Source organism: Cupriavidus sp. YR651, assembly GCF_900101625.1.
GTDB lineage: Bacteria > Pseudomonadota > Gammaproteobacteria > Burkholderiales > Burkholderiaceae > Cupriavidus.
In genome coordinates, this window is the sequence record NZ_FMYZ01000009.1 from 64,748 (window position 1) to 88,228 (window position 23,481).

General features: G+C 63.9%; 19 protein-coding genes. 6 read left to right on the forward strand and 13 right to left on the reverse strand.

The genetic code is table 11. From position 1 onward, the window contains the following. Positions 1-92: 92 nt before the first annotated feature. The 4 genes from oxlT (BLR29_RS22660) to oxlT (BLR29_RS22675) form a co-directional block, all read right to left on the reverse strand. Positions 93-1,412: an oxalate/formate MFS antiporter gene (oxlT, locus tag BLR29_RS22660; RefSeq protein ID WP_092139806.1), complete on the reverse strand. Its 1,320-nt coding sequence runs from the start codon at positions 1,410-1,412 to the stop codon at positions 93-95. 695 nt (positions 1,413-2,107) lie between these two features. Next, complete coding sequence (locus tag BLR29_RS22665; protein WP_092139808.1) at positions 2,108-2,326, reverse strand: hypothetical protein; 219 nt, start codon at positions 2,324-2,326, stop codon at positions 2,108-2,110. A gap of 248 nt (positions 2,327-2,574) precedes the next feature. Then, positions 2,575-3,486: a LysR family transcriptional regulator gene (locus BLR29_RS22670; protein ID WP_092139810.1), complete on the reverse strand. Its 912-nt coding sequence runs from the start codon at positions 3,484-3,486 to the stop codon at positions 2,575-2,577. A gap of 183 nt (positions 3,487-3,669) precedes the next feature. Continuing rightward, positions 3,670-5,013, reverse strand: a complete 1,344-nt coding sequence (gene oxlT / locus BLR29_RS22675; RefSeq protein WP_092139812.1) for an oxalate/formate MFS antiporter — start codon at positions 5,011-5,013, stop codon at positions 3,670-3,672. A gap of 216 nt (positions 5,014-5,229) precedes the next feature. On the opposite strand from oxlT (BLR29_RS22675), the gene BLR29_RS22680 reads away from it, so the two are divergent. Both BLR29_RS22680 and BLR29_RS22685 read left to right on the forward strand, forming a co-directional pair. Continuing rightward, on the forward strand, positions 5,230-6,177 hold the full coding sequence (locus BLR29_RS22680; RefSeq protein ID WP_092139814.1) for a LysR family transcriptional regulator: 948 nt from the start codon (positions 5,230-5,232) through the stop codon (positions 6,175-6,177). A gap of 202 nt (positions 6,178-6,379) precedes the next feature. Further along, positions 6,380-6,688, forward strand: a complete 309-nt coding sequence (locus BLR29_RS22685; protein ID WP_092139816.1) for a LysR family transcriptional regulator — start codon at positions 6,380-6,382, stop codon at positions 6,686-6,688. A 229-nt stretch (positions 6,689-6,917) separates the two neighbouring features. Here BLR29_RS22685 and BLR29_RS22690 read toward each other — a convergent pair whose 3' ends face one another. Beyond that, positions 6,918-9,047, reverse strand: a complete 2,130-nt coding sequence (locus BLR29_RS22690) for an acetate--CoA ligase family protein (protein WP_092139818.1) — start codon at positions 9,045-9,047, stop codon at positions 6,918-6,920. A 164-nt stretch (positions 9,048-9,211) separates the two neighbouring features. Beyond that, positions 9,212-10,444 carry a formyl-CoA transferase gene (gene frc / locus BLR29_RS22695; protein ID WP_092139820.1) on the reverse strand — a complete coding sequence of 411 codons (1,233 nt, stop codon included), beginning with the start codon at positions 10,442-10,444 and terminating at the stop codon, positions 9,212-9,214. Positions 10,445-10,794: 350 nt separating this feature from the next. On the opposite strand from frc (BLR29_RS22695), the gene sucC reads away from it, so the two are divergent. Further along, positions 10,795-12,006, forward strand: coding sequence for an ADP-forming succinate--CoA ligase subunit beta (sucC, locus tag BLR29_RS22700; RefSeq protein WP_092139822.1), 1,212 nt, complete (start codon positions 10,795-10,797; stop codon positions 12,004-12,006). 1 nt (position 12,007) lies between these two features. Then, positions 12,008-12,931 carry a succinate--CoA ligase subunit alpha gene (gene sucD, locus BLR29_RS22705; protein ID WP_092139824.1) on the forward strand — a complete coding sequence of 308 codons (924 nt, stop codon included), beginning with the start codon at positions 12,008-12,010 and terminating at the stop codon, positions 12,929-12,931. Between the two features lie 76 nt (positions 12,932-13,007). Here the strand turns inward: sucD and BLR29_RS22710 are convergent, their stop codons facing one another. The 7 genes from BLR29_RS22710 to BLR29_RS22740 form a co-directional block, all read right to left on the reverse strand. Further along, entirely contained in the window at positions 13,008-13,454 is a 447-nt protein-coding gene (locus BLR29_RS22710; protein WP_092139826.1) for a PAS domain-containing protein, read from the reverse strand. A 216-nt stretch (positions 13,455-13,670) separates the two neighbouring features. Beyond that, positions 13,671-14,921, reverse strand: a complete 1,251-nt coding sequence (frc, locus tag BLR29_RS22715) for a formyl-CoA transferase (RefSeq protein WP_092139827.1) — start codon at positions 14,919-14,921, stop codon at positions 13,671-13,673. A gap of 41 nt (positions 14,922-14,962) precedes the next feature. Next, positions 14,963-16,696 carry an oxalyl-CoA decarboxylase gene (gene oxc / locus BLR29_RS22720; protein WP_092139829.1) on the reverse strand — a complete coding sequence of 578 codons (1,734 nt, stop codon included), beginning with the start codon at positions 16,694-16,696 and terminating at the stop codon, positions 14,963-14,965. Between the two features lie 279 nt (positions 16,697-16,975). Beyond that, positions 16,976-17,758: a fumarylacetoacetate hydrolase family protein gene (locus BLR29_RS22725; protein WP_092139831.1), complete on the reverse strand. Its 783-nt coding sequence runs from the start codon at positions 17,756-17,758 to the stop codon at positions 16,976-16,978. Positions 17,759-17,873: 115 nt separating this feature from the next. Then, positions 17,874-19,145, reverse strand: coding sequence for a formyl-CoA transferase (gene frc, locus BLR29_RS22730; protein WP_092139833.1), 1,272 nt, complete (start codon positions 19,143-19,145; stop codon positions 17,874-17,876). A 394-nt stretch (positions 19,146-19,539) separates the two neighbouring features. Continuing rightward, on the reverse strand, positions 19,540-20,259 hold the full coding sequence (locus tag BLR29_RS22735; protein WP_092139835.1) for a GntR family transcriptional regulator: 720 nt from the start codon (positions 20,257-20,259) through the stop codon (positions 19,540-19,542). A 293-nt stretch (positions 20,260-20,552) separates the two neighbouring features. Beyond that, positions 20,553-21,566, reverse strand: coding sequence for a 2-dehydropantoate 2-reductase (locus BLR29_RS22740; RefSeq protein WP_092139837.1), 1,014 nt, complete (start codon positions 21,564-21,566; stop codon positions 20,553-20,555). Positions 21,567-21,771: 205 nt separating this feature from the next. Between BLR29_RS22740 and BLR29_RS22745 the strand changes: the two genes are divergently transcribed. Together BLR29_RS22745 and BLR29_RS22750 are read left to right on the forward strand one after the other, a co-directional pair. Next, positions 21,772-22,530 carry a TerC family protein gene (locus BLR29_RS22745; RefSeq protein WP_092139839.1) on the forward strand — a complete coding sequence of 253 codons (759 nt, stop codon included), beginning with the start codon at positions 21,772-21,774 and terminating at the stop codon, positions 22,528-22,530. Positions 22,531-22,591: 61 nt separating this feature from the next. Then, entirely contained in the window at positions 22,592-23,281 is a 690-nt protein-coding gene (locus BLR29_RS22750; RefSeq protein WP_092139841.1) for a GntR family transcriptional regulator, read from the forward strand. Positions 23,282-23,481 lie beyond the last annotated feature (200 nt).

Below are 23,481 nucleotides of genomic sequence, written 5' to 3' on the forward strand. Positions count from 1 at the left end.
CGCACCGGCAATCCCCGGCAACGACACAAGCCCGCGCGATGGCGGGCCTGTGTGTCACAGAGATGCAGAGGATTGCACGACAGGGATTATCGTCAAGTCAGGTCTTCCGGCACGGGCCGATATCCCATTGGCGATGAGGCATTGGCGTGCACGTACTTTTTGGCGTGCGCTTCACGCATTGGCTTGAGGACGAAGATCGCCAGCACCGCGGACAACGCGGCCATGCCCGACGCCAGCATGAAGACCGCATGCCAGTCGCCCGTCGCCGCCGTGATCACGCTGGAGAACGGCACCAGCAGCGCGGCGGTTCCCTTTGCCGTGTACAGCAGGCCGGCATTGGTCGCGGCAAACTTCGGCCCGAAGGTATCGCCACAGGTGGCCGGGAACAGGCTGTAGATTTCCCCCCAGGCAAAGAACACGACGCCGGTCAGCACCACGAAGGCAACCGGGTTGTGGCCATACTTGGCCAGCAGCAGAATGCCCACCGCCTCGACCGCGAACGCCAGGAACATGGTGTTCTCGCGACCGATATTGTCGGAAATCCAGCCGAAGAACGGTCGCGTGAGGCCATTGAGCACGCGGTCGATCGTCAGTGCGAACGTCAGCGCCGGCAATGTCAGCCCGAGAATCGACACCGGGGAATCGTGCAGGCCGAAGTCCTTGGCGATCGGGCCCAGCTGCGCCGTCGCCATCAGGCCGCCAGCGGCCATCATCACGAACATGGCGTACATGACCCAGAAGATCGGCGACGACAGCACCTGGCGCGGCGACGCGTTATAGGTGGTGGCGGCCTTCAGCGTGCTCTTGACCTCGGCGAGGATCTTGGCCGACGGCGGATAGAGCGCCATGCCGAGGATCACCACGATGATGCCCTGCCCGAGACCGAACCACAGGAACGTGGCCTCGTAGCCGCTGCTCTTGATCATGTTGGCGATGGGCACGACGGTCATCGCCGACCCCGCGCCAAACCCGGCCGCCGTGATGCCCGCCGCCAGTCCTCGCCGGTTCGGGAACCACTTCAGCGCATTGCCCACGCAGGTGCCGTACACCGCCCCGGCTCCCACGCCACCCACCGCCGCGGCAAAGTACAGCATCGGCAACGACGACGCCACGGAGTTCAGCGCCCACGCGATCGCGCAGAGCAGGCCGCCACCCACCACCACCGGGCGCGGGCCGTACTTGTCCACGAGGTAGCCCTCGATCGGCACCAGCCAGGTCTCCGTGACCACGAAGATCGTGAAGGCCACCTGGATCGCCGTGCGGCCCCAGTGGTACTTGTCATCAATAGGATTGACGAACAGCGTCCAGCCGTACTGCATGTTGGCGATCATCGCCATACAGATCACGCCAAATGCGAGCTGCGTCCATGGGGACGCAAATCGTGACGTTGGCGCGTTTTGCTGAAGTTCCATGGTGTCTCCTTCTGGCAGTCCGTGCTGCCGTTGTGGATGGGCATCTGGTCGACGCCTCTGATGTTTCGCTGCTTCTCGTAGCTGCTCTGATGTACTGCCTGATCCCGAACAGCTGAGCCGTTCTAGTGCTATACAGTATGTGGTATATCAAGCAAGTCAAGCCGTTTTCTGAGCGATGCCTGACTGGACATGGAGACATTTACGGACGCCCGTCGCAGGCATTTTCCGAATGGTGCGTGGGGCGCATCAAAGCCCTGCTGCCAAGCGGGCGATCTTCGTTCCCAATCAACGACTTAGAGGACGCTTCGGCATCAATGAAATCGGGCGTGACGCGGCACTTTTATGCTGCACTGCGCGCCCCGGAAAACCCGTCCTAGGGAAAGTCCTAGGCGGCGAGCCAGTGCGAATGCATCTGAATGCGTCGATGTCCAGAACACAAGGTAATGGGCGAGCCGCGACGCGACAATCCACAAAGTGGCGACGTCGGGAAGTGAATACCGGAGGAAAAGCAGAACTGCCAAACTGCGTCGGGACCTGAGATCCGGGGCGCAGGGGCATTGGGAATGGCGCGAGAAAACGCGGGGTGCTGCGAGAGGGATACGGCCGTCAACCCGGCGGAATGCGAAGGGCTTGGAACTGCGAAGTCAGGAGTTGCCGGCCGCTACAAGTCTCCTGAGGAACACGCTGAAAATCGATCAGGCGTGAGCGAACTGGGGCTGGCGAGCAGGTGAAACCTTCGGCGTCGCACGGCCAACACCGTCGATCTCTTGCGAGGAACCCAGGCCGGCAAAGCGACCATGTTCCTGTGCCGTGGTCAGCAGAGCCATCGGCAGGCGCGTGGCCAGCAGGTAGGTAACGGTGACACCCATCGAAATCAGACCCAGGGCGATGACGGAAAGCAGTGCGGCGTTCATGGAAACTCCTAAGTGAGGTAGGTCAAGGAGTTTTCATTATATGCTGCACTGCGAGGACTGTAAATATCCTGTATGTGATATATCAACGAGAATTTCGCTCGATTGCCGCGACAAAGCAACAACGCACCCCTGAGGGTGCGTTGTGCGTCATTTTCGGCCTCGTCGGCGGTTCAGATAACCACCAAAACGTGCCGCATGCATCGCAAAATCATTTGCGGCGGCGCCACAGATGAATCCTGTTCAGCGCCCTACCCCACCTTCTTCAGCAAGCCCTGGTCGTATTCCTGCGCCCGCAGGTTGTCCCACACCGCCGCCGCATTGGGCTTCAGTGAGCGCGCCTTGCGTCTGACCAGCATCACGTTCGATGTCACCTGTGGGCGCAAGGGGCGCATCACCGCCGCGGGGGCCATGCCGCCCGCCTGGGCGCGCGATGGCACCACGCCAATGCCGAGGCCCATCGCCACCATGCCGAAGATGGCGGCGAAATGCCCCAGGACCTGGAGCGATCCGGGCCGCACGTGATAGGTCGCCAGCGCACGTTCGACGGCAGGCTGCACGCCGGAGCTCTGGTCGAGCGTGAGCACCGTCGCATCGGCCAGCTCGCCCCAACCCAGCGACTCCCGCGCGGCCAGTGGATGCCCGGCCGGCAGCACGGCCTGCAGCGGATCCGCGCAGAGCGGCTCGCAATACAGGTCGTCACAAGCACCCGGGTTGCTGGCGATGCCGAAATCCACCTCGCCGTTGCGGACACTTTGCAATACGCACTCTTGCGACCGGTCGCGCAGTGTGATGCCGATGCCGGGCCACGCCTGGCGGCAGCCAGCCAGCCACATCGGCACGGACATCGACGACAGCACGGGATCGGAGGCGATCTGCACCGAGCCCTGCGACGGCTTGCAAGTGCCGTGGCTTTCGCGCAGCGTCTGCTCGACCTCTTCGATCAGGTGACAGATCCGTTGCGAAAGATGCTCGCCCGCATCGGTCAGCTCTACCTGGCGCGTGGTGCGGTCGAACAGGCGCTGATCGATTTCTTCCTCGAGCTCACGCACGCTACGGCTAATGGCCGACTGAGTGAGACCGAGTTCCGCTGCGGCGCGCGTAAAGCTTTTCTGGCGCGCCACGGCGGCAAAGGCCTTCAGTTGGGGAAGCGAAACATTCATGGTGCCGCTCCTTCCTGTTGATATTGGTATTGGTATGCGTCGCATGGGGTGCGACACCCAGCTTCCTCCGGATTACGGATACCGCCAGCGTGACGATGGCGATCCGCATGAAAGACGACAAGGGCTCGCCGGAGAGGCGAGCCCGTCGTCACGCTTGCGTGGCGTCAGTGCGCCAATGCATCGTCATTCGCCCTTGCCAGTTGAAAACCCGGCCAGGTAAGTGGCGTGGTCGCTGATGGGCTGGGCCTGGGCGTGGCCCGTGATGAAACGCCGCCGCATGGGCTGCAGCAGGAATTTGGCGGAAAGCCCCGCCGCCACCGTCATCACCGCCGCCACCGTGAACACCAGGCCCCAGCCGCCGTGATGCGACAACACGGAGGCCACCGGCACCAGCAGCGCGGCCGTGCCCTTGGCCGTGTACAGCGTGCCGGCATTGGCGGCGGCGTACTTGCTGCCAAAGGTGTCCGCGCACAGCGCCGGGAAGATCGAGAAGATCTCGCCCCAGAACAGGAACGTCAGCGCCGCGAAGAACATGAACCAGTACGGGTTGTGACCCAGTTCCATCAGGCCGATCAGCGACAGGCCCTCGCCGATGAAGATAAAGAACATCGTGTTCTCGCGGCCGATCCGGTCCGAGATGAAGCCGCACAGTGGCCGCGTCAGCCCGTTGCAGAGGTTGTCGACCGACAGCGTCATCGTCAAGAGCGGCAGCGTGACGCCGAGCATCGTGATCGGCATCGAGGCAAAGCCGAAGTCCTTGGCGATCGGCCCGATCTGCGCGGTGGCCATGATGCCGCCCGCGGCCACGGCGACGAACGACACATAGATCATCCAGAACACCGGCGTCTTCACCATCTGGCCCGGCGTGAACTCCACCGGATTGGTCAGGATGGCCTTGTTGGCCACGAGCCCCTTCGGCGGTTGCGGCTTCACCAGCAGCAAGGCCATGATGAAGATCAGCACACCCTGCAAGATGCCGAACGTGAAGAACGCGTGCTCATAGCCAGACTTCTGGATCATGTTGGCGATGGGGATCACCGTCAACGCGGAACCTGCGCCAAACCCGGCCGCGGTCAGGCCGGCCGCCAGCCCGCGCTTGTCCGGAAACCACTTGAGCGCATTGCCCACGCAGGTGCCATAGACACCGCCTGCGCCAATGCCGGCAATCACGGCGGCCGTGTACAGCATCGGCAGCGAGGTGGCGTAGGAATTCATCACCCAGGCCAATCCGGCGCACAAGGCGCCACCGGCCACCACCGGACGCGGCCCAAGCTTGTCCACGAGCCAGCCTTCCAGCGGCACGAGCCAGGTTTCGGTGACGATAAAGATGGAAAACGCAACCTGGATGGCGGACTCGCCCCAGTGATGCTTGGCATTCATGGGTGTCACGAACAGCGTCCAGCCATACTGGAGATTCGCGACCAGCCCCATGCAGAGCACGCCGATAAAAAGCTGGAACCAGCGGTTGCGTAGCAGCCCGCCATTGGAATTGCCCACGGCCGGGCCTGCCGCATTGGTGTGCGCCATGTCTTGTCTCCTTGCATTAGTGTTTCTCGCGCTCTGGTGGCGCGACTGGTGGGCAGTCCTGCGTGGGAACGCCCTACTTCACTACTGAATGAGCGCGCCTGACATTGCGGCACGTTGCATCGGTGGATTGATGCTACTTCAAACTTAGATCAGCACAGCATAAAGTTTTTTATTATGATCATTGACGATCCTTTATAGATTGCAGGAAATCGTGCAATGAAGAATGCCACGCTGCGCCAGCTGAAAGTCTTCGAAACGGTAGCCCGCCATCTGAGCTTTTCACGGGCGGCGGAGGAGTTGCACCTGACCCAACCTGCTGTTTCCACACAGGTTCGGCAGCTGGAGCACCACGTCGGGTTGCCCCTGTTCGAACAGTTGGGCAAGCGGATCTACCTCACACCCGCCGGCACGGAGATGCTGCATTACAGCCGCAGCATCATTCAGCAATTCCGTGAAGCGGAAGACGCGATGGCCCAGCTTAAGGGTATTTCCGGAGGCCGGCTCAACGTGGCCGTCATCAGCGCGGGCGACTATTTCTTCCCACGCCTGCTGGCCGAGTTCATGGGCAGGCACGATGGGGTCACGCTCAATCTCGCGGTGCACAATCGCGAAGAGCTGCTGCACCAGCTGGCCGGCAACCTGACCGACCTGGCCGTGATGGTGCGCCCGCCCGAGGGCATGGACACCATCGCCGAATCGTTTGCCCCCCACCCCTATGTCATCGTCGCCGCGCCGAACCATCCGCTGGTCGGCAAGCGCCACATTCCCCTGGCGGGCCTGGCCGAAGAGGCCTTCGTCTCGCGCGAGAAAGGCTCGGACACCTGGAATTCGATGCAGGAAGGCTTTGCCGGCCGCTTGTCGAACCTGCGGATCGCCATGGAGATCAAGAGCACCGAGACCATCAAGCAGGCGGTGATCGCCAACATGGGCATCGCCTTCCTGTCGGCGCATACCGTCGGCCTCGAGTTGCAGACCGGCAAGCTGGCCGTGCTCGACATCGAGGGCTTCCCGGTCATGCTCAACTGGTACGTCGTCCATCGCAAGAACAAGCGGCTGCCCCCGGTGGCGCTCGCGTTCAAGCATTTCCTGATGGAAGAAGGCGCGTCGCTGATCCAGCAGATCACGGGCGTCGAAGGCCTGATCCGGCCACGCCTGCGCGCCTGAGACGGGCGCTCCGCCCGGACGTCTTCTCCAGAACTCTCCCCGGGCCCGCTCCCGCGACTTCCCAGGCTCTCGATACGTCCGCGCCATCCATAAACGATAGCTTATGATTTTGCGATGAAACTTTAATTATCGTAAATCGATCGTCAGGCCTAAGCTGCACACATACCAAGCCATTGCTCACGTGCAGTTCAAGGAGACGATCATGAACCAACTCCAGTCCGAAGCGCGCCTCGCCACGTCCCCCACCGGCGAGACGCACCACCTCGATCGTGACGTGCAATTGGCGGCCTACAACGCAGCCTTCACCGAACTGGGCCTGCGTTTCCGCTGGGATATGCCGATGTTTGACTGGCTCTGCGGCATCGAATGCGAAAAGACGCGCGTGTGCCGCTACATCGAGGAATACCACGCGCATCTGCTCAAGGCCTACGATCCCGCTTTCCTCGGCCAGCTGATCTTCGACAAGAAGAACGAGTACCTGCGCGCGATGGCCGGCGCCGGCATCAACTGACACTGACGCGACGGCAGTCGCTTTCAAACCGGCGCGGGGCCGCCGGCGGGTGCTTCGACACCCGCCTGGCGGCCCCGCGCTTTTTGCCACTCGTGTTTCTTCAAGAAAAAGCCCCCAACGGTTCGTGTCTCGTTGGGGGTCTGCGTCACGCTTGCCACGGCGCGCGATCCGGCTCGCAATCCGGCGCGCAAACCGGACGCGCCGCCGCGCACCGGCCGCTACCGTCCCGTCAGAGTTTCCCGGCCCCGCGCGCCCACTTGTACTTGGCGCCCAGCACCGCCACCGGGATTTCCGTCGAGTAGGCGTAAGCCGGCACGCCATGCTCATACAAATACTCGGCGGCCTCTTCCACCTGCACGTCGCCCGCCAGCGACGCCACGATCGGCTTCTCGATGCCCCTGGCGGCCATTTCCTCCTTCACCTCGATCACCAGCTTGGCAAACACCATCGGCGGCGTGATGATCGTGTGCCAGTAGCCCAGGATGATCGCGTGGATGCGCGGATCCTCCATGCCCAGCCGCAGCGTGTTCTTGTACGTCGACGGGGGCTCGCCACCGGTGATGTCCACCGGATTGCCGGCGGCGCCGAACGGCGGGATGAACTTGCGGAAAGCCGCATCGAGGTCCTCCGGCATCGTCATCAGCGACAGGTTGTTATCCACGCACGCATCGGAGAGCAGCACGCCCGATCCGCCCGCGCCCGTGATGATGACCACGTTCTCGCCCTTCGGCGTGGGCAGCTTGGGAATGCCGCGCGCGAATTCCAGCAGGTCGCGCAGCGATCGGGCACGGATCACGCCGGCCTGCTTGAACACGTCCTCGTAGATCTTGTCGTTGCCCGCCAGCGCGCCCGTGTGGGAGCTGGCCGCGCGCGCGCCCAGGCTGGTGCGGCCCGCTTTCAGCACGACCACCGGCTTCTTCTTCGACACCCGGCGTGCCACCTCGGCAAACGCGCGACCATCCTTCAGGTCCTCGCAGTGCTGCGCGATGATCTCCGTGTTCTCATCCTGCTCGAAGAACGTCAGCAGATCGTCTTCGTCGATATCGGACTTGTTGCCCAGGCCGACGATGGCGGACACGCCCATCTTCGCGGACCGCGAGAAGCCGATGATCGCCATGCCGATCCCGCCCGACTGCGACGACAACGCCGCCTTGCCCTTCACGTCGTACGGCGTGCAGAACGTCGCGCACAGGTTCTTCGGCGTGTAGTAGAAGCCGTAGATGTTCGGTCCCATCAGCCGGATATCGTGCTTGCGGGCGATGGCGACGATCTCTTCCTGACCTTCGACGTTGCCGGTTTCGGCAAAGCCCGACGGAATCAGCACGGCGCCCGGGATGCCCTTCTTGCCGACCTCTTCCAGCGCCTGGGCAACGAACTTGGCGGGGATGGCGAACACGGCCACGTCCACGTCCCCCGGCACGTCCAGCACGCTCTTGTAGGCCGTCATGCCCATGATCTCTTCGGCCTTCGGGTGGATCGGATAGATCTTGCCCTGGTAGCCGCCGTTGATCAGGTTCTTCATCACCGAGTTACCGATCTTGCCGTCCTCGGCCGACGCGCCGATCACGGCCACCGTGTCCGGTCGCATGATGCGGTTCATCTGGCGGACGATCACTTCCTGGCTCGGACGATATTTCTCCGGCTGCGGCGTGTAGTCCACCACGATCCGCACGTCGGCAGCAATCGCGCCGTCCTTGCTGGCGAATACCGGGTTCAGGTCCAGCTCGGAGATCTCTGGGAAGTCGGTCACCAGCTCGGACACGCGCTGGATCATGGTGGCCAGCGCTTCGCGGTTGGCCGGATCGGCGCCGCGCACGCCCTTGAGCACGTCGGCGGCGGCAATGCCATCGAGCATCGACAGCGCATCGTCGCTCGTGGCCGGCGCCAGGCGGAACGTCACGTCCTTGAGCACTTCCACCAGCACGCCGCCCAGGCCGAACGCCACCAGCTTGCCGAACGAGGGATCGGTCACGGCGCCGATGATCACTTCCTGCCCGCCCGTGATCATCTGCTGCACCTGCACGCCGACGATCTCCGCGCGGTCGTTGTACGCCTTGGCGTTCTCGATGATGGTCCGGTAGCCCTGCTCCACCTCCGCCGCGGACTTCAGTCCCACCAGCACGCCACCGGCTTCGGTCTTGTGGAGGATGTCCGGCGAGACGATCTTCAGCACCACCGGATAGCCCATCTTGCCGGCCAGCTCCACCGCGCCCGTGGGCGACCTGGCCACACCCTCGCCCGGCACCGAGATGCCATAGGCGTCGCAAACCAGCTTGCCTTCGGGGGCGGTCAGCGCGTTGCGCCCCTCTTCCTTGACGGTCGCGAGGATCTTGCGTACCGCATCCTTGTCTTGTGTCATGTCAGGTCTCCATCTGTTCAGGCGTGCAATGGGTAAGCCGCCACGCGTCACGGGCGCGGGCGGTGGTGCGGACTTCGGATGGAAAAGCATTGGAGGGGCGGGAGACCGGACCGCCCTGGGATGCGGGCCCGGTCTCCCTTACTGCGCGTTGAGCGCGTGCGCGACTACACGGCGCCGGCCGCCTTGAGCGCGGCGATCTGCGCCGGCGTGCGGCCCAGCCAGTCGAGGATCTCTTCGGTGTGTTCACCCAGCAGCGGGCTGCGCTCCACGTCCACCGGCGACGCCGACAGCGTGATCGGGCAGCCCAGCTGCACGTACTTGCCGCGCTCCGGATGATCCAGTTCAACCAGGTAGCCGCGCTCGTAGAGCGAGCCGTCCTCGATCAGGTCCTTCATCGACAGGATCGGGCCGCACGGCACGTCCACGTCGTTGAGCGCGGCCATGACCTCGAACTTGGTCTTGGTCCGGGTCCACTTCTCGACGATGGAGAAGCACTCGCCCAGGCACTTCAGTCGCGCCTCCGGCGTGGCGAATTGCGGATGCGTGATCAGGTCCTCGCGGCCGCACAGGCGCATCAGCGGCTCCCAGCCCTGCGGCTGGATGATGACGTAGACGTAGTCGTTGGCCCCGCCCGGCGAGCATCGCAGCGCGGCGCCCGGCTGGCCTCCGCCCGACGCGTTGCCCGCGCGCGGCACGAAGTCTCCGAAATCCTGGCTCGGGTATTCCTTCAGCGGGCCGGCGGAAAGGCGCTGCTGGTCGCGCAGCTTGACGCGGCAGAGGTTCAGCACCGAGTCCTGCATGGCGACTTCCACGCGCTGGCCGCGACCCGAATGCTCGCGCTGCAGCAGTGCGGCCAGGATGCCGACCACGCAATGCACGCCCGTACCCGAGTCGCCGATCTGCGCGCCCGTCACAGTCGGCACGCCTTCCGATTCACCGGTGGTGCTGGCGGAGCCGCCCATGCACTGCGCGACGTTTTCATAGGCCTTGCAATCGGCGTACGGGCCGGGACCGAAGCCCTTGATCGACGCATAGATCAGGCGCGGATTCAGACTCTGCAGGCGGTCCCAGTCGAACCCGGCACGGTCCAGCACGCCGGGGCCGAAGTTCTCCACCAGCACGTCGCACCGCTGCACCAGGTCTTCCAGCAGCGCCTTGCCTTCCGGCGTCTTCATGTTCAGCGTCAGGCTGCGCTTGTTGGAATTCAGCATGGTGAAGTACAGGCTGTCGGCGTTGGGCACATCGCGCAGCTGGCTGCGCGTGATGTCCCCCCGCCCCGGCAGCTCCACCTTGATCACATCGGCCCCCAGCCAGGCCATCAGCTGGGTGGCCGACGGGCCGGCCTGCACATGCGTCATGTCCAGGATGCGGACACCGTCGAGTGCTTTGTTGTTCATGGCGTTGTCTCCTTGAGTATTCTCTCGCGCGCTTGTTTGGATAAGGTATGTGATATATCACAACACAACAAGGAGAAAATGCAGCGCGGTTCAGACTTTCCATTCCGCATCGCAATAGATCCTCCAGGCAACACCAGCGTTAACCCGCGACATAGAAGGCTTTGCGATCAATCGCGCTCTATTGATGCGATGGCCTTGTCAGCGTGGACATCCCTTTCGGGCGAGTCACTCTCACACGGTTTCCGCTTGATTTTATTATTGATATATTACATATCATATTTTACGCTGCGAAAAGCTGAGCAGGCGGGTCCCGACCTGCGGCCCGCGGCGCTTTTCAACCGAGGAGACATGTGAACATTCACGAATATCAGGCCAAGGAGTTGCTCAGGCGCTATGACGTGCTCGTACCGCATGGCCGCGTGGTCTTTACGCCAGACGAGGCCGCCCATGCCGCCCGCAAGCTGGGCGGCCCGGTCTGGGTGGTGAAGTCGCAGATCCACGCAGGCGGCCGCGGTGCTGGCCGCTTCTTGGATGACAGCTCGGACAAGGGCGGCGTGCGCGTGGTGAAGTCAATCGATGACGTCCGCGCCAGCGCCGCGCAGATGCTGGGCAAGACCCTGGTCACCAGGCAGACCGGCCCGGCCGGCCGGGTAGTGCGGCGCCTCTACGTCGAGGAAGGCTGCGACATCGCGCGCGAGCTCTACCTGGGCATCCTGATCGATCGCGCCACGTCGCGCATCACGATCATGGCGTCCACCGAAGGCGGCATGGAGATCGAGGAGGTCGCCGCACGCACGCCCGAGAAAATCCTGAAGGTGGCGATCGATCCGGCCAGCGGTATCCAGCCGTTTCATGCACGCCGGCTGGCATTCGGCCTGGGGCTATCGGGCAAGCAGGTGGGCGCTGCCACACGTTTCATCCTCTCGACCTACCGCGCGTTCACCGAGCTCGACGCATCGATCGTCGAGATCAATCCGCTGGTGGTCACCGGCAGCGGCGACGTGATGGCACTCGACGCCAAGTTCAATTTCGACGACAACGCCCTCTTCCGCCATCCCGACATCGAAGCCATGCGCGACGAGAGCGAGGAAGACCCGGCCGAGACCGAAGCCGCCCGGCACGCCCTGAACTACGTGCGGCTGGACGGCAACATCGGCTGCATGGTGAATGGCGCTGGCCTGGCGATGGCCACGATGGACATCATCAAGCTCCATGGCGCCGAGCCGGCCAACTTCCTCGACGTGGGGGGCGGCGCCACCAGGGAACGTGTCACGACCGCCTTCCGGCTGATCCTGGCCGACCCCAAGGTCGAGGGCATCCTGGTGAACATCTTCGGCGGCATCATGCGCTGCGACGTGATCGCCGAAGGCGTGGTGGCAGCCGCGCGCGAAGTCGGCCTGACCGTCCCGCTGGTGGTGCGGCTGGAAGGTACGAACGTCGACCTGGGCAAGCAGATCCTGCGCGATTCGGGCCTGCCGATCGTATCCGCCAACGATCTTGCCGACGCGGCCGCAAAAGTGGTGGCCGCCGTGCGTGCCACGCAGAAAAAAGGAGGCAAGTGATATGGCTGTCCTGATCAACCAGAACACGCGCGTGATCTGCCAGGGCTTTACCGGCGCACAAGGCACGTTCCATTCGGAACAGGCGCTGGCCTATGGCACGAAGATGGTGGGCGGCGTCACGCCCGGCAAGGGCGGTGAATCGCACCTGGGCCTGCCGGTCTTCGATACCGTGGCCGCTGCCGCCCATGCCACCGGTGCCGATGCGTCGGTCATCTATGTGCCGCCGCCGTTCGCCACCGATGCCATCCTGGAAGCGGTCGACGCCGGCATCGCGCTGATCGTCTGCATCACCGAAGGCATTCCCGTGATGGACATGGTGCGCGTCAAGCGTGCGCTGTCGGGGTCCGGCAGCCGCCTGGTCGGCCCGAATTGCCCGGGGGTGATCACGCCGGGGCAATGCAAGATCGGCATCATGCCGGGCCACATCCATACACCGGGCAAGATCGGCGTGGTGTCGCGCTCGGGCACGCTGACCTATGAGGCCGTGGCGCAGACCACGGCGGCCGGACTGGGGCAATCAACCTGCATCGGCATCGGCGGCGATCCGGTGAACGGCACCGACTTCATCGACTGCCTGGAGATGTTCCTGGCCGACGACAAGACCGAAGGCATCATCATGATCGGCGAGATTGGTGGATCGGCGGAGGAAGAGGCCGCCCGGTTCCTGCGCGATGCGCGCACGCGCAAACCCGTGGTGGGCTTTATCGCCGGCACCACGGCGCCGCCGGGACGCCGCATGGGGCACGCCGGCGCGATCATCTCGGGCGGGACGGGCACGGCGGAAGCGAAGATCGACGCCATGCGCGAAGCCGGCATCCATGTCGCCGGGTCGCCGGCGGAGCTGGGGGCGACCATGGCGGCGGCGATGAAGCAGGCATCGGGGCGCGCCCCGCTCAAACGAAACCTGGCGTTGGCCAGCGCGTGAACGCAGAAACGGAAAAGGCCGGGCGAATCGCCCGGCTTTTTCGTTCCTGCGCCGTGCTGCAACCGCGTCTGATGAGTCAGGCGGCTCCGGCCGTGGCGCCCACCCTGGCTTCCAGTTCCGTGATGCGCTTGCGCAGCGCCCGCTCTTCCTGGAAGCGCACGGTCTCGTCACGGATCACCGCCACGATGCCGGTGATTTCCCCGCCCTGCCCGTGCAGCAGCGCCACGGTAAAGGCGATCGACATCGCATCGCCGTTCTTGTTGATCGCCGGGACCTTGAGCAAGTCATGGCCGTAGCGGGTCTGGCCCGTTGCCATGGTCTTGTCGTAGCCCTCCCAGTGGCGCGCACGCAGGCGCTCGGGAATGATCAGATCCAGCGACTTGCCCAGGGCCTCCTCGCGGGTGTAGCCGAACATGTACTCGGCGGCCGGGTTCCACAACGTGATGGCACCGTCGGCGCCGGAGATGATGACGGCGTCGCCGATGGCCGACACCAGCTGTTCATAGTCGATCGCGGTCTGCATGGTCTTTGCTGGGCTTTCCATGTGAATGGGAGGGTGGCCAGGTTCGCCACCCGGGGTCCGGGCCGTCATTGTGGCACTGTCGGCCATGCCGGTCCCTCAGGTTGGCGTCCAGACAATGAAGCGCCAGGGCGCGTGGTACGTCCAGTCTACGCATTCCCCGGCGCTCCAGGTGTGGCCCGCTGTCACATCGGGGCACTGACAGTGCTGGCGCCTGGCTCAGATCACCTGCGCCTCACGCAGGCGGGCGACCTCCTCGGCGCCGTAGCCCAGGCCGGCCAGCACTTCCTCGCTGTGCTCGCCCAGCAGCGGCGAACCGGTGATTTCCGGCTTCATGGCCGAGAACTTGATCGGGCTGCCCACGGTCAGGTAGGTGCCACGTTCCTTGTGCTGGACTTCCACGATCGAACCGCTCTTGCGCAACGATTCATCCGCCGCGATTTCCTTCATTGACAGCACCGGCGAGCAGGGAATATCGAACTTGCGCAGGATGTCCACCGCCTCGTACTTGGTCTTGTCGGCAAGCCAGTCTTCGATGGTCTTGAAGATCTCGAAGATATGCGGCTGACGGCCCTTGGGCGTGTTGTAGTTCGGATCGCTGATCCACTCTTCCTTGCCCAGTGCCTTGCAGATCGGCTCCCAGGCGTGGCCCTGGATGGTGAAGTAGATATAGGCGTTGGGATCGGTCTCCCAGCCCTTGCACTTCAGCACCCAGCCCGGCTGGCCGCCACCGCCGGCGTTGCCACCGCGGGGCACCACGTCGCTGAACGTGCCGTGTGGATACTGGGGATACTCTTCCAGATAGCCCTGGCGGTCCAGTCGCTGCTGGTCGCGCAGCTTCACGCGGCACAGATTCAGCACAGCGTCCTGCATCGATACGGCAACCTTCTGACCCTGGCCGGTCTGCTGGCGGCCGATGATCGCGGTCAGGATGCCGATGGCCAGGTGCATGCCGGTGTTCGAGTCACCCAGGGCGGCGGCGGACACGGTCGGCGGGCCGTCCCAGAAACCGGTGGTCGACGCGGCACCGCCGGCGCACTGTGCCACGTTCTCGTAGACCTTCAGGTCTTCATAGTGGTGGCCGTCGCTGAAGCCCTTGACCGATGCCACGATCATCTTCGGGTTCAGTTCCTTGATGCGCTCCCAGGAGAACCCCATGCGGTCCAGCGCACCGGGGCCGAAGTTCTCGACCAGCACATCCGATTCGCGGATCAACTGCTCCAGGATCTTCTTGCCTTCCGGCTTCTTGGTGTCCAGCGTCAGCGAGCGCTTGTTGCTGTTCAGCATGGTGAAGTACAGCGCGTCCGCGTCGGGAATGTCGCGCAGCTGCGTGCGGGTGACGTCGCCGGAGCCGGGGCGTTCCACCTTGATGACGTCTGCGCCGAACCACGCGAGAAGCTGCGTGCAGGCGGGGCCGGCTTGCACGTGCGTAAAGTCGATGATCTTGATGCCGTTGAGTGGGAGGTTCACTATCGGTCTCCAAATGGAATAGAGGGTGAAACTGGGGCGGATTACTTGTTGGCCGCGCTTTGCGGATTCAGATTGGTCAGACGACCGCTTTCGGTGCCGGCAGCCGGGTCGATCACGGCGTTGACCAGCGTGGGCTTGCCCGACCGCAAGGCTTCGTTCACCGCGGCTTCAAGTTCCGCCGGAGTGGTGACGTTGTGACCAACGCCGCCGAACGCTTCCATCATCTTGTCGTAGCGCGCGCCCTTGACGAACATCGTGACCGCCGGATCGTTGCCGCCGGTCGGATTCACGTCGATACCCTTGTAGACGCCGTTATTGTTGAAAATGACGATGCAAATCGGCAGGTTGTAGCGGCAGATCGTTTCGACCTCCATGCCCGAGAAACCGAACGCACTATCACCGCACAGCGCGAGGACCGGCTTGCTGGTTTCGACCGCCGCGGCGACCGCGTAGCCCATGCCCACACCCATCACGCCCCAGGTGCCCACGTCCAGGCGCTTGCGCGGCTCGTACATGTCGATCACGGCACGGGCGTAGTCCAGCGTGTTGGCGCCTTCGTTGACGAACGAGATGCCCGGATTGGCTTTGACGACGTCCTTCAGCGCACGCAGCGCGCTGTGGAAGTTCATCGGCGACACATCCCTGGACAAGGTCTCGGCCATCTTCGCCAGGTTCTTGTCCTTGCGTTCTTCCACCGCGCCCAGCCAATCGGCGCCCGGCTTGGCAAAGCCGTTGCCGATCTTGTCGAGCATTGCCGATACGCACGAACCAATGTCACCCACTACCGGCGCGGCGATGGCCACGTTACTGTCCATTTCGGTCGGCGAGATGTCGATCTGGATGAACTGCTTCGGCTTGCCCCAGGTCTTGCCCTTGCCGTGCGACAGCAGCCAGTTCAGGCGGGCGCCGACCAGCATCACCACATCAGCTTCCGCCAGCACGTACGAACGTGCGGCCGAGGCCGATTGCGGGTGTGTATCGGGCAGCAGGCCCTTGGCCATCGACATCGGCAGGTACGGAATGCCGGTCTTCTCGACCAGCGCGCGGATATCCGCATCGGCGCGTGCATACGCGGCACCCTTGCCCAACAGGATCAGCGGGCGCTTGGCGCTCTTGAGCAGCGCGACAGCACGGTCGATCGAGTCCGGTGCAGGGAGTTGGCGCGGGGCCGGGTCCACCACCTTGATCAACGACTGGCGGCCACGCTCGGCTTCCATCGACTGGCCCAGCAGCTTGGCCGGCAGGTCCAGGTACACACCGCCCGGACGGCCCGACACGGCGGCGCGGATGGCACGCGCGATACCGACACCAATGTCTTCAGCGTGCAGCACGCGGAAGGCAGCCTTGGCGTGCGGACGGGCGATGGCCAGCTGGTCCATCTCTTCGTAGTCACCCTGCTGCAGATCGACGATCTCGCGCTCGCTCGAGCCGCTAATCAAGATCATCGGGAAGCAGTTGGTGGTCGCATTCGCCAGCGCCGTCAGCCCGTTCAGGAAGCCGGGCGCGGACACGGTCAGGCAAACGCCCGGCTTCTGCGTGAGAAAGCCGGCAATCGCTGCTGCGTTGCCTGCATTCTGCTCATGACGAAAGCTGATAACGCGCATGCCGTTGGCCTGCGCCAGGCGGGCCAGATCCGTGACCGGAATACCGGGCAGGCCGTAGATGTTCTCGATGCCGTTCAGCTTCAGCGCGTCGATGACCAGATGAAAGCCATCGGTTTGTGCCTGATGTTCTTCGGCAGCCTGACGCTGCAGCTCGTTTCCGACTTCTGCCATGGTTGCATCCTTCTATACAAATTGACGGGGATTGGAAAACTTCTGCTTCAGAGTGTCTTCAGCGGTCGTGCTCGCGCCCGCCTGGCTACTTCGGACTTCACGATGTCTCCTCCTTGACGATTCGCTACAGGCAGCGATCATTTGCAAATACGGTATGTGATATATCAAAACTCAGCAAGCACTGATGCGAACTTTCGTCGATGCGCCGCAGCATTTCCCCGAAGTTACGCGCCAGATAAGGGAAATTACTGAGCTTCCCGCATTCGCAAACCGGCTCGGTTAGCCGCGCACATGGTTGACCAGCGCGCCGATCCCGCGGATCGACACCTCCACCACCGCCCCCTCCTTCATCGACCCGACCCCGATCGAGGTGCCGACGGCGATCACGTCGCCCGGCATCAACGTCATGTCCCGCGACAGGAGGCTGACCTGCTCCTCGGGCGAAAAAACAATGTCGGACAGTGGGTAGTTCTGGCGCTCGACGCCGTCCAGACGCGTCACCACGCTGGCGCTGCGCCAGTCAAAGCCGGAGACGATGGCCGGGCCGACACAACCGAAGGTGTCGGAACCCTTGGCGCGGGTCCACTGCGGGAAGTTGGGATCGGCATTGAGCAGCTCGCTCGCCGTGACGTCATTGACGATGGTGTAGCCGAAGATGTGCGAGGCGGCCTCGGCGAGCGGCACATCCCGGCATTCACGGCCAATGACGATGCCGAGTTCGCCTTCGTAGGCGATCTTGCCGGTGTACCCGCTCGGACGCCGGATGGCGTCGCCGGGGCCGGCCAGCGAACTGGCCGGCTTCAGCAGGAACAGCGGATGCACGGGCACCGCCTTTTCCAGCCGGGCCGCGAGGGCGTGAAAGTTGTTCCACAGCGCCACGATCTTGCCCGGCTGGCACGGGGCCAGCAGGTCCAGCGAGGCGTAGCTGTACGTATTGCCCGTGGGGCGTGGATCGGTATAGCCAGGGCCATCGCATTCGATGACGCGGTCGGCGTCACCCTCGTCAAGGCGGCCATAAGCGGTGTCGCCATCAGGACGGCGGAAGCGAATCCAGGTTTGCACGGCAGAGCTCCTCCGGCAGGCGCGCGGGTGCCGCGCCGGCTCTTTCAGCAGAGATGGGGTGGCCCCCTGTCAGGGGCCGTGGAGACGGGTCCCGGCCGCAGCCGGGCGCCTGGGGTCAGACCGCTCCCGCCATGCGCAGCGCCGCAATCTGTGCCGGCGAGCGCCCCAGCCATTCGAGAATCTCGTCGGTGTGCTCCCCCAGCAGCGGCGAGCGCTCGACCTTCACCGGCGAGTCAGACAGTGTGATCGGCGAGCCGAGCTGCACGTATTTGCCGCGCGCCGGGTGCTCCAGCTCCACCAGGTAGCCGCGCTCGTACATCGACTGGTCCTCGATCAGGTCCTTCATCGACAATATCGGGCCACACGGCACATCCACCTCGTTGAGCGCGTTCATCACCTCGAACTTGGTGCGGCCCAGGGTCCATTGCTCGATGATGCCGAAGCAGGCGGCGAGCTTTTTCAGACGCACTTCAGGCGTGGCGAATTCCGGATCGGTGATCAGGTCTTCGCGGCCGCACAGGCGCATCAGCGGCTCCCAGCCCTGCGGCTGGATGATGACGTAGACATAGTCGTTCGGACCGCCCGGCGCACAGCGCAGCGTAGCGCCCGGCTGGCCGCCGCCCGACGCATTGCCGGCGCGCGGCACGTGGTCGTCGAACTGGTCGTTGGGGTACTCGCGCAGCGGGCCGGCATCCAGGCGCTGCTGGTCGCGCAGTTTCACGCGGCACAGGTTCAGTACTGAGTCCTGCATGGCGACTTCCACGCGCTGGCCGCGCCCCGAATGCTCGCGCTGGAGCAGTGCGGCCAGGATGCCGACCACGCAGTGCACGCCCGTACCCGAGTCGCCGATCTGCGCGCCCGTCACCGTTGGCATGCCGCTGGCATCGCCCGTCGTCGATGCGGAGCCGCCCATGCACTGGGCCACGTTTTCATACGCCTTGCAGTCCTGGTAGGGGCCGGGACCGAAGCCCTTGATCGACGCATAGATCATGCGCGGATTCAGGTCCTGGATATGTTCCCAGTCGAATCCGGCGCGGTCCAGTACGCCCGGACCAAAGTTCTCGATCAGGACGTCGCTCTGCTGGATCAGGTCTTCCAGCAGTGCCTTGCCTTCCGGCGTTTTCATATTGAGCGTCAGGCTGCGCTTGTTGCTGTTCAGCATGGTGAAGTACAGGCTGTCAGCGTTGGGCACGTCACGCAGCTGGCTGCGCGTGATGTCACCGCGTCCGGGCATTTCGACCTTGATCACGTCGGCGCCCATCCAGGCCATCAACTGCGTGGCCGAGGGGCCGGCCTGCACGTGCGTCATGTCAAGGATGCGAATGCCGTCCAGGGCTTTGCGTTGCTCCGTGGTGCTGGTCTGACTTTGGTTGTGGGCCTCGGCCATGATGCGTCTCCTGATTTGTGTTCCGCTCTTTTGACATACAGTATGTGGTATATCACCAAGATGCAAGAGGGTTTAAACCCGAATCAAGGAAGTTTCGACGCTGCGTCGCAGCAAATGCGCCTGAAGCCTTACGGCGCCTTCGGTGGAGGGGGCTGCGTGAGCTGGGGAGGTGTTGCGAATGAAGCAGAGGCCGAGCCAAGGACATCAGCCCTCGCCCCGCAAGATCGGCAAGGAGCCAAAGAAAAGCGCCAAAGGAGAGCACCAAAGGCACCAAAGAAAACGCCCCAACGTGCCGGAAAGGTGTTGGGGCGCAAGAAGATTCGGCCACGTCGCGGAACCATGTCCGCGCCCCGTCATGGGCTGGCCGACGGGGATCGCATGACGCGGCTGGCAGTCAGTCGAGGAAGTCGCAGTTCTTTTCCACGTAATCGGCGAGGTCCAGCGAGTGCTGGCGTACCAGTTTCTCGGCCAGTTCGGTATCGCGCTTCTCCAGCGCCTCGATGATGCGCAGATGGTCGACGATGGACCGTGCGGCACGGTCGCTCTGCGAAATCGTCATCTTCCGGATGGCCCGCACATGGACGAAGATGTTCTTGATCGCGTCCATGATGATCTGCGACTTCGACAGCTGCACGATCGCCTGGTGGAACACGATATTGGCGTCTGAATATTCCTCGATGTGTTCCGCCGGCGTGGAATCGCGAAAGCTGTCGAACATGTGGCGCAGCTTGCCGATTTCCTCATCGGTCGCGTGCAGCGTGGCCAGGCGCGCCGCCATGCTTTCCAGCGCGGCCCAGACCTGGATCATCTCCACGATCTCGCGCTTGGTCTTGCGCATGATGTAGATGCCGCGCCGCGGCACCGTGCGCAGGAAACCCTCCTGCTCCAGCAGCGTCATCGCCTCGCGGATCGGCGTGCGGCTGACGCCCAGCGCTTCGGACAGCACGCGTTCGTCAAGCCGGACTTCCTCGCGGGACTGATAGATATCGGCGTCCGCGATGGCCTGGCGCAGCATGGCGTAGGCCTGGTCGCGCAGGCTGGCGCCGGCGTTGATCGGTTGCAGCGAAAGGGTCAATCCGGTGGGCTGGATTTCGGGTTGGCTTTGGGCAGACATGAATGCACTCGTAGATGGCCGGGGCCCCGGTGACCAATGTGGCCACCGGCGGCACGCGCCCCCGCAGGGGTCTCAGGAGCAAGGACACATTGAAGCCAGTTTGGCATGCCGTCATGTGTCTTGCTCATCAATCCTGCGATTATCGCGCCTGTCAGGGCACGAAGGGGCGAGTCCGACCTTTCGTATATGGTATATCACATTGACTGCAAAACCGGCGGCGTTCTCCTGTCGACCTTGCCGTCCGACACTGGGACGGACGGCGTTCATCTCTCCTGCTCGGCTCGCTTCCCGGTTCAGGCCGCCTTCGCCACCGGCGCGGGGACTTGTCCGGCCTGTGCCGCCTGCGCCATGCGGTCGCGCTGCTTGATCAGGCCCAGCACGGCGTCGACCATGGGCGTCGGCTGGCCAATCATCCGGCCCATCTCCTGCACCACGGTCAGCAGGGGATCGATCTCCATCGCCCTGCCCGCTTCCAGGTCCTGCAGCATCGACGTCTTGTGTGCGCCGACTGCACCGGCGCCGTCGATGCGACGCTCGACGTCCACGCGGAAATGGACGCCAAGGCGCTCGGCAATTGCCTTGGCCTCGAGCATCATCTGGCGCGACAGCCCCCGCGTGGCAGGATCGGACGTAATGATGTCCAGCGTGGCGTGCGTCAGGGCGCTGATCGGATTGAAGCAGAGATTGCCCCAGAGCTTGAGCCAGATTTCGTCGCGGATGTTGTCGCGCACGGGCGCGTCGAGGTCGGCCCGGACCATCATCTCCGCCAGCCGCGTCACACGGTCGGAGCGACTGCCATCCGGCTCGCCGATCGGGAATTTCTTGCCGTAGACATGGCGAATCACGCCCGGCTGCACGATCTCGGCGGCCGGATACAGCACACAGCCGATGGCGCGCTCGGGCCCCAGGCCGTGCCATTGCTTGCCGCCCGGGTCCACGGACTCCAGCGTGCTGCCGGCAAACTCGCCGCCATGCTTGTGGAAATACCAGTACGGAATGCCGTTGACGCCAGTCACCACGGCGGTTTCCGGCCCCAGCAGCGGTTGCATCAGGTCCACCACCCCTGGCACCTGGTGCGCCTTCAGCGTGATGAACACATAGTCTTGCGGGCCCAGTTCGCGCGGATCGCTCGCGCAACGCACTTTCGCCACGCGCTCCTCTCCGTCGATCTGCAGGCGCACGCCGTTCGCCTGCATGGCGGCCAGATGCGGCCCGCGTGCAATAAAGCTGACATCGGCACCCGCCAGCGCCAGCTGCGCGCCCATATAGCCGCCGATGGCTCCCGCACCGTAGATACAGATCTTCATAGGTTGTCTCCTGGATGGTTGTTGTGAAGCGTGGGATGCTTTGATATATCACATACTATATTCCACTACAGCCGTTCCACAACCTCAAACTTCGCGGTTCCGGTATTTCCCTGATGTGCCCCTCGGACCGGGCGTGCGCTACCATGTTCTCGATTGTCCGCTTGCGGGCCAGCGGCCCCCAGCCCACCCCAGTCAAGGAGTTCGCATGGAAACGCTGCTTGTGCTCGCGCGCGATCCGTCCGCATGGGCCGCACTGGCCACCCTGGTTGCGATGGAGATCGTGCTCGGCATCGACAACCTCATCTTCATTTCCATCCTGACCAACAAGCTGCCGGAGCAGATGCGCGAAAAGGCGCGGCGCACCGGTATCGGCCTGGCGCTGTTCATGCGGCTGGGCCTGCTGGCCACGATCGCGTGGATCGTGGCGCTGACCGAGCCGGTCTTCACCCTCTTCAGCAAGGACATTTCCTGGCGCGACATCATCCTGATCGCCGGGGGCGCCTTCCTGGTCTGGAAGGCCACGCGCGAAATCCACCAGCATGTGGCGCCCGAGCCGGAGGGCGAGGAAGAAAGCATGGCAACCCGCGCGGCGCCGGGGTTCGCGGCGGCCATCGGCCAGATCCTGGTGCTGGACCTGGTGTTCTCGATCGACAGCATCATCACCGCAGTGGGCATGACGGACCACGTGCCGATCATGTTCGTGGCGGTGATCGCGGCCGTCGCGGTCATGCTGTTTGCCGCCGCGCCGCTGGCCAATTTCATCAACCGCAATCCCACCATCGTCATGCTGGCGCTGGCCTTCCTGATCATGATCGGCATGACGCTGATCGCGGACGGCCTGGGCCATCACGTGCCCAAGGGCTATATCTATACGGCCATGGCGTTCTCGTGCGGCGTGGAAGCCCTGAACATGCTGGCCCGGCGCCGGCGCAGCCGCGCCGCTGGCCAGCCCCCGGCGCACTAGTGAGGGGGCGGCGCGAGCAGGTATGATGGCTGTCTTGCGGTCATCCCCTATTCACGCATCCATGCTTCCTACGGATCTTGCCGGCACCGACGGCGATCAGAGCGCGTCGCTGCCACGTTCCGAACGGGCCTACCAGCAGTTGCGCGCCGCCATCCAGGCCGGGCACCTGTTGCCGGGCACCCGCCTGCGCGAAGTCGAACTCGCGGAATCCCTTGGCCTGTCGCGCACGCCGGTGCGCGAGGCGTTGTCTCGGCTGGAATCCGAAGGGCTGGTCGTCAACGAGCCCAATCGCGGCATGATGGTGACGCGGCTTGATGCCAGCATGGTCAGCGAACTCTACGTCATGCGCGAGGTGCTGGAATCCACCGCCGCGGCGCTGGCCGCACGGCATGCCACCGATGTCGAGATTTCCCTGCTGCGCGACATCGTCGAGCGCGACCTGTCATTCGCCGAGGACCCGGACAAGCTGGCGATGAACAATCGCCTGTTCCACGAGACGCTGCACCGCTGCGCCCACAATCGCTACCTGCTGAAGACGCTGCGGTCCCTGCACGAGTCGATGGCGCTGCTGGGCCGCTCCACGCTGGCCGTGCCGGGCCGCGCGCGCGGGTCGTACGAGGAACACCTGGCGCTGGTGGAAGCGCTGGAAGCACGCGACCCCGTGCAGGCGGAGCAGATCACCCGCCGCCATATCCAGCAGGCCTACAAGGTGCGCCTGTCGCTCTGGATCGAGGAGCAGTCGGGCACCTGATTTGCCTCGCGCCCTGTTCGCCAGCCCTCGCGGTCGCCGCCTTCCTCCTATCGGCGCCGCAACACGATAGCCCCGCACGCCGGGGCTATTGTTTTATTAACCCGAAAAGTGTGTTCCTCCCCCACGCTTTTCTGGAACGACGACCCTTGCTATCGTCCTCAACGAGGCCGTAGCTCCCTTCTCTCCCTTCGGCCTCACGT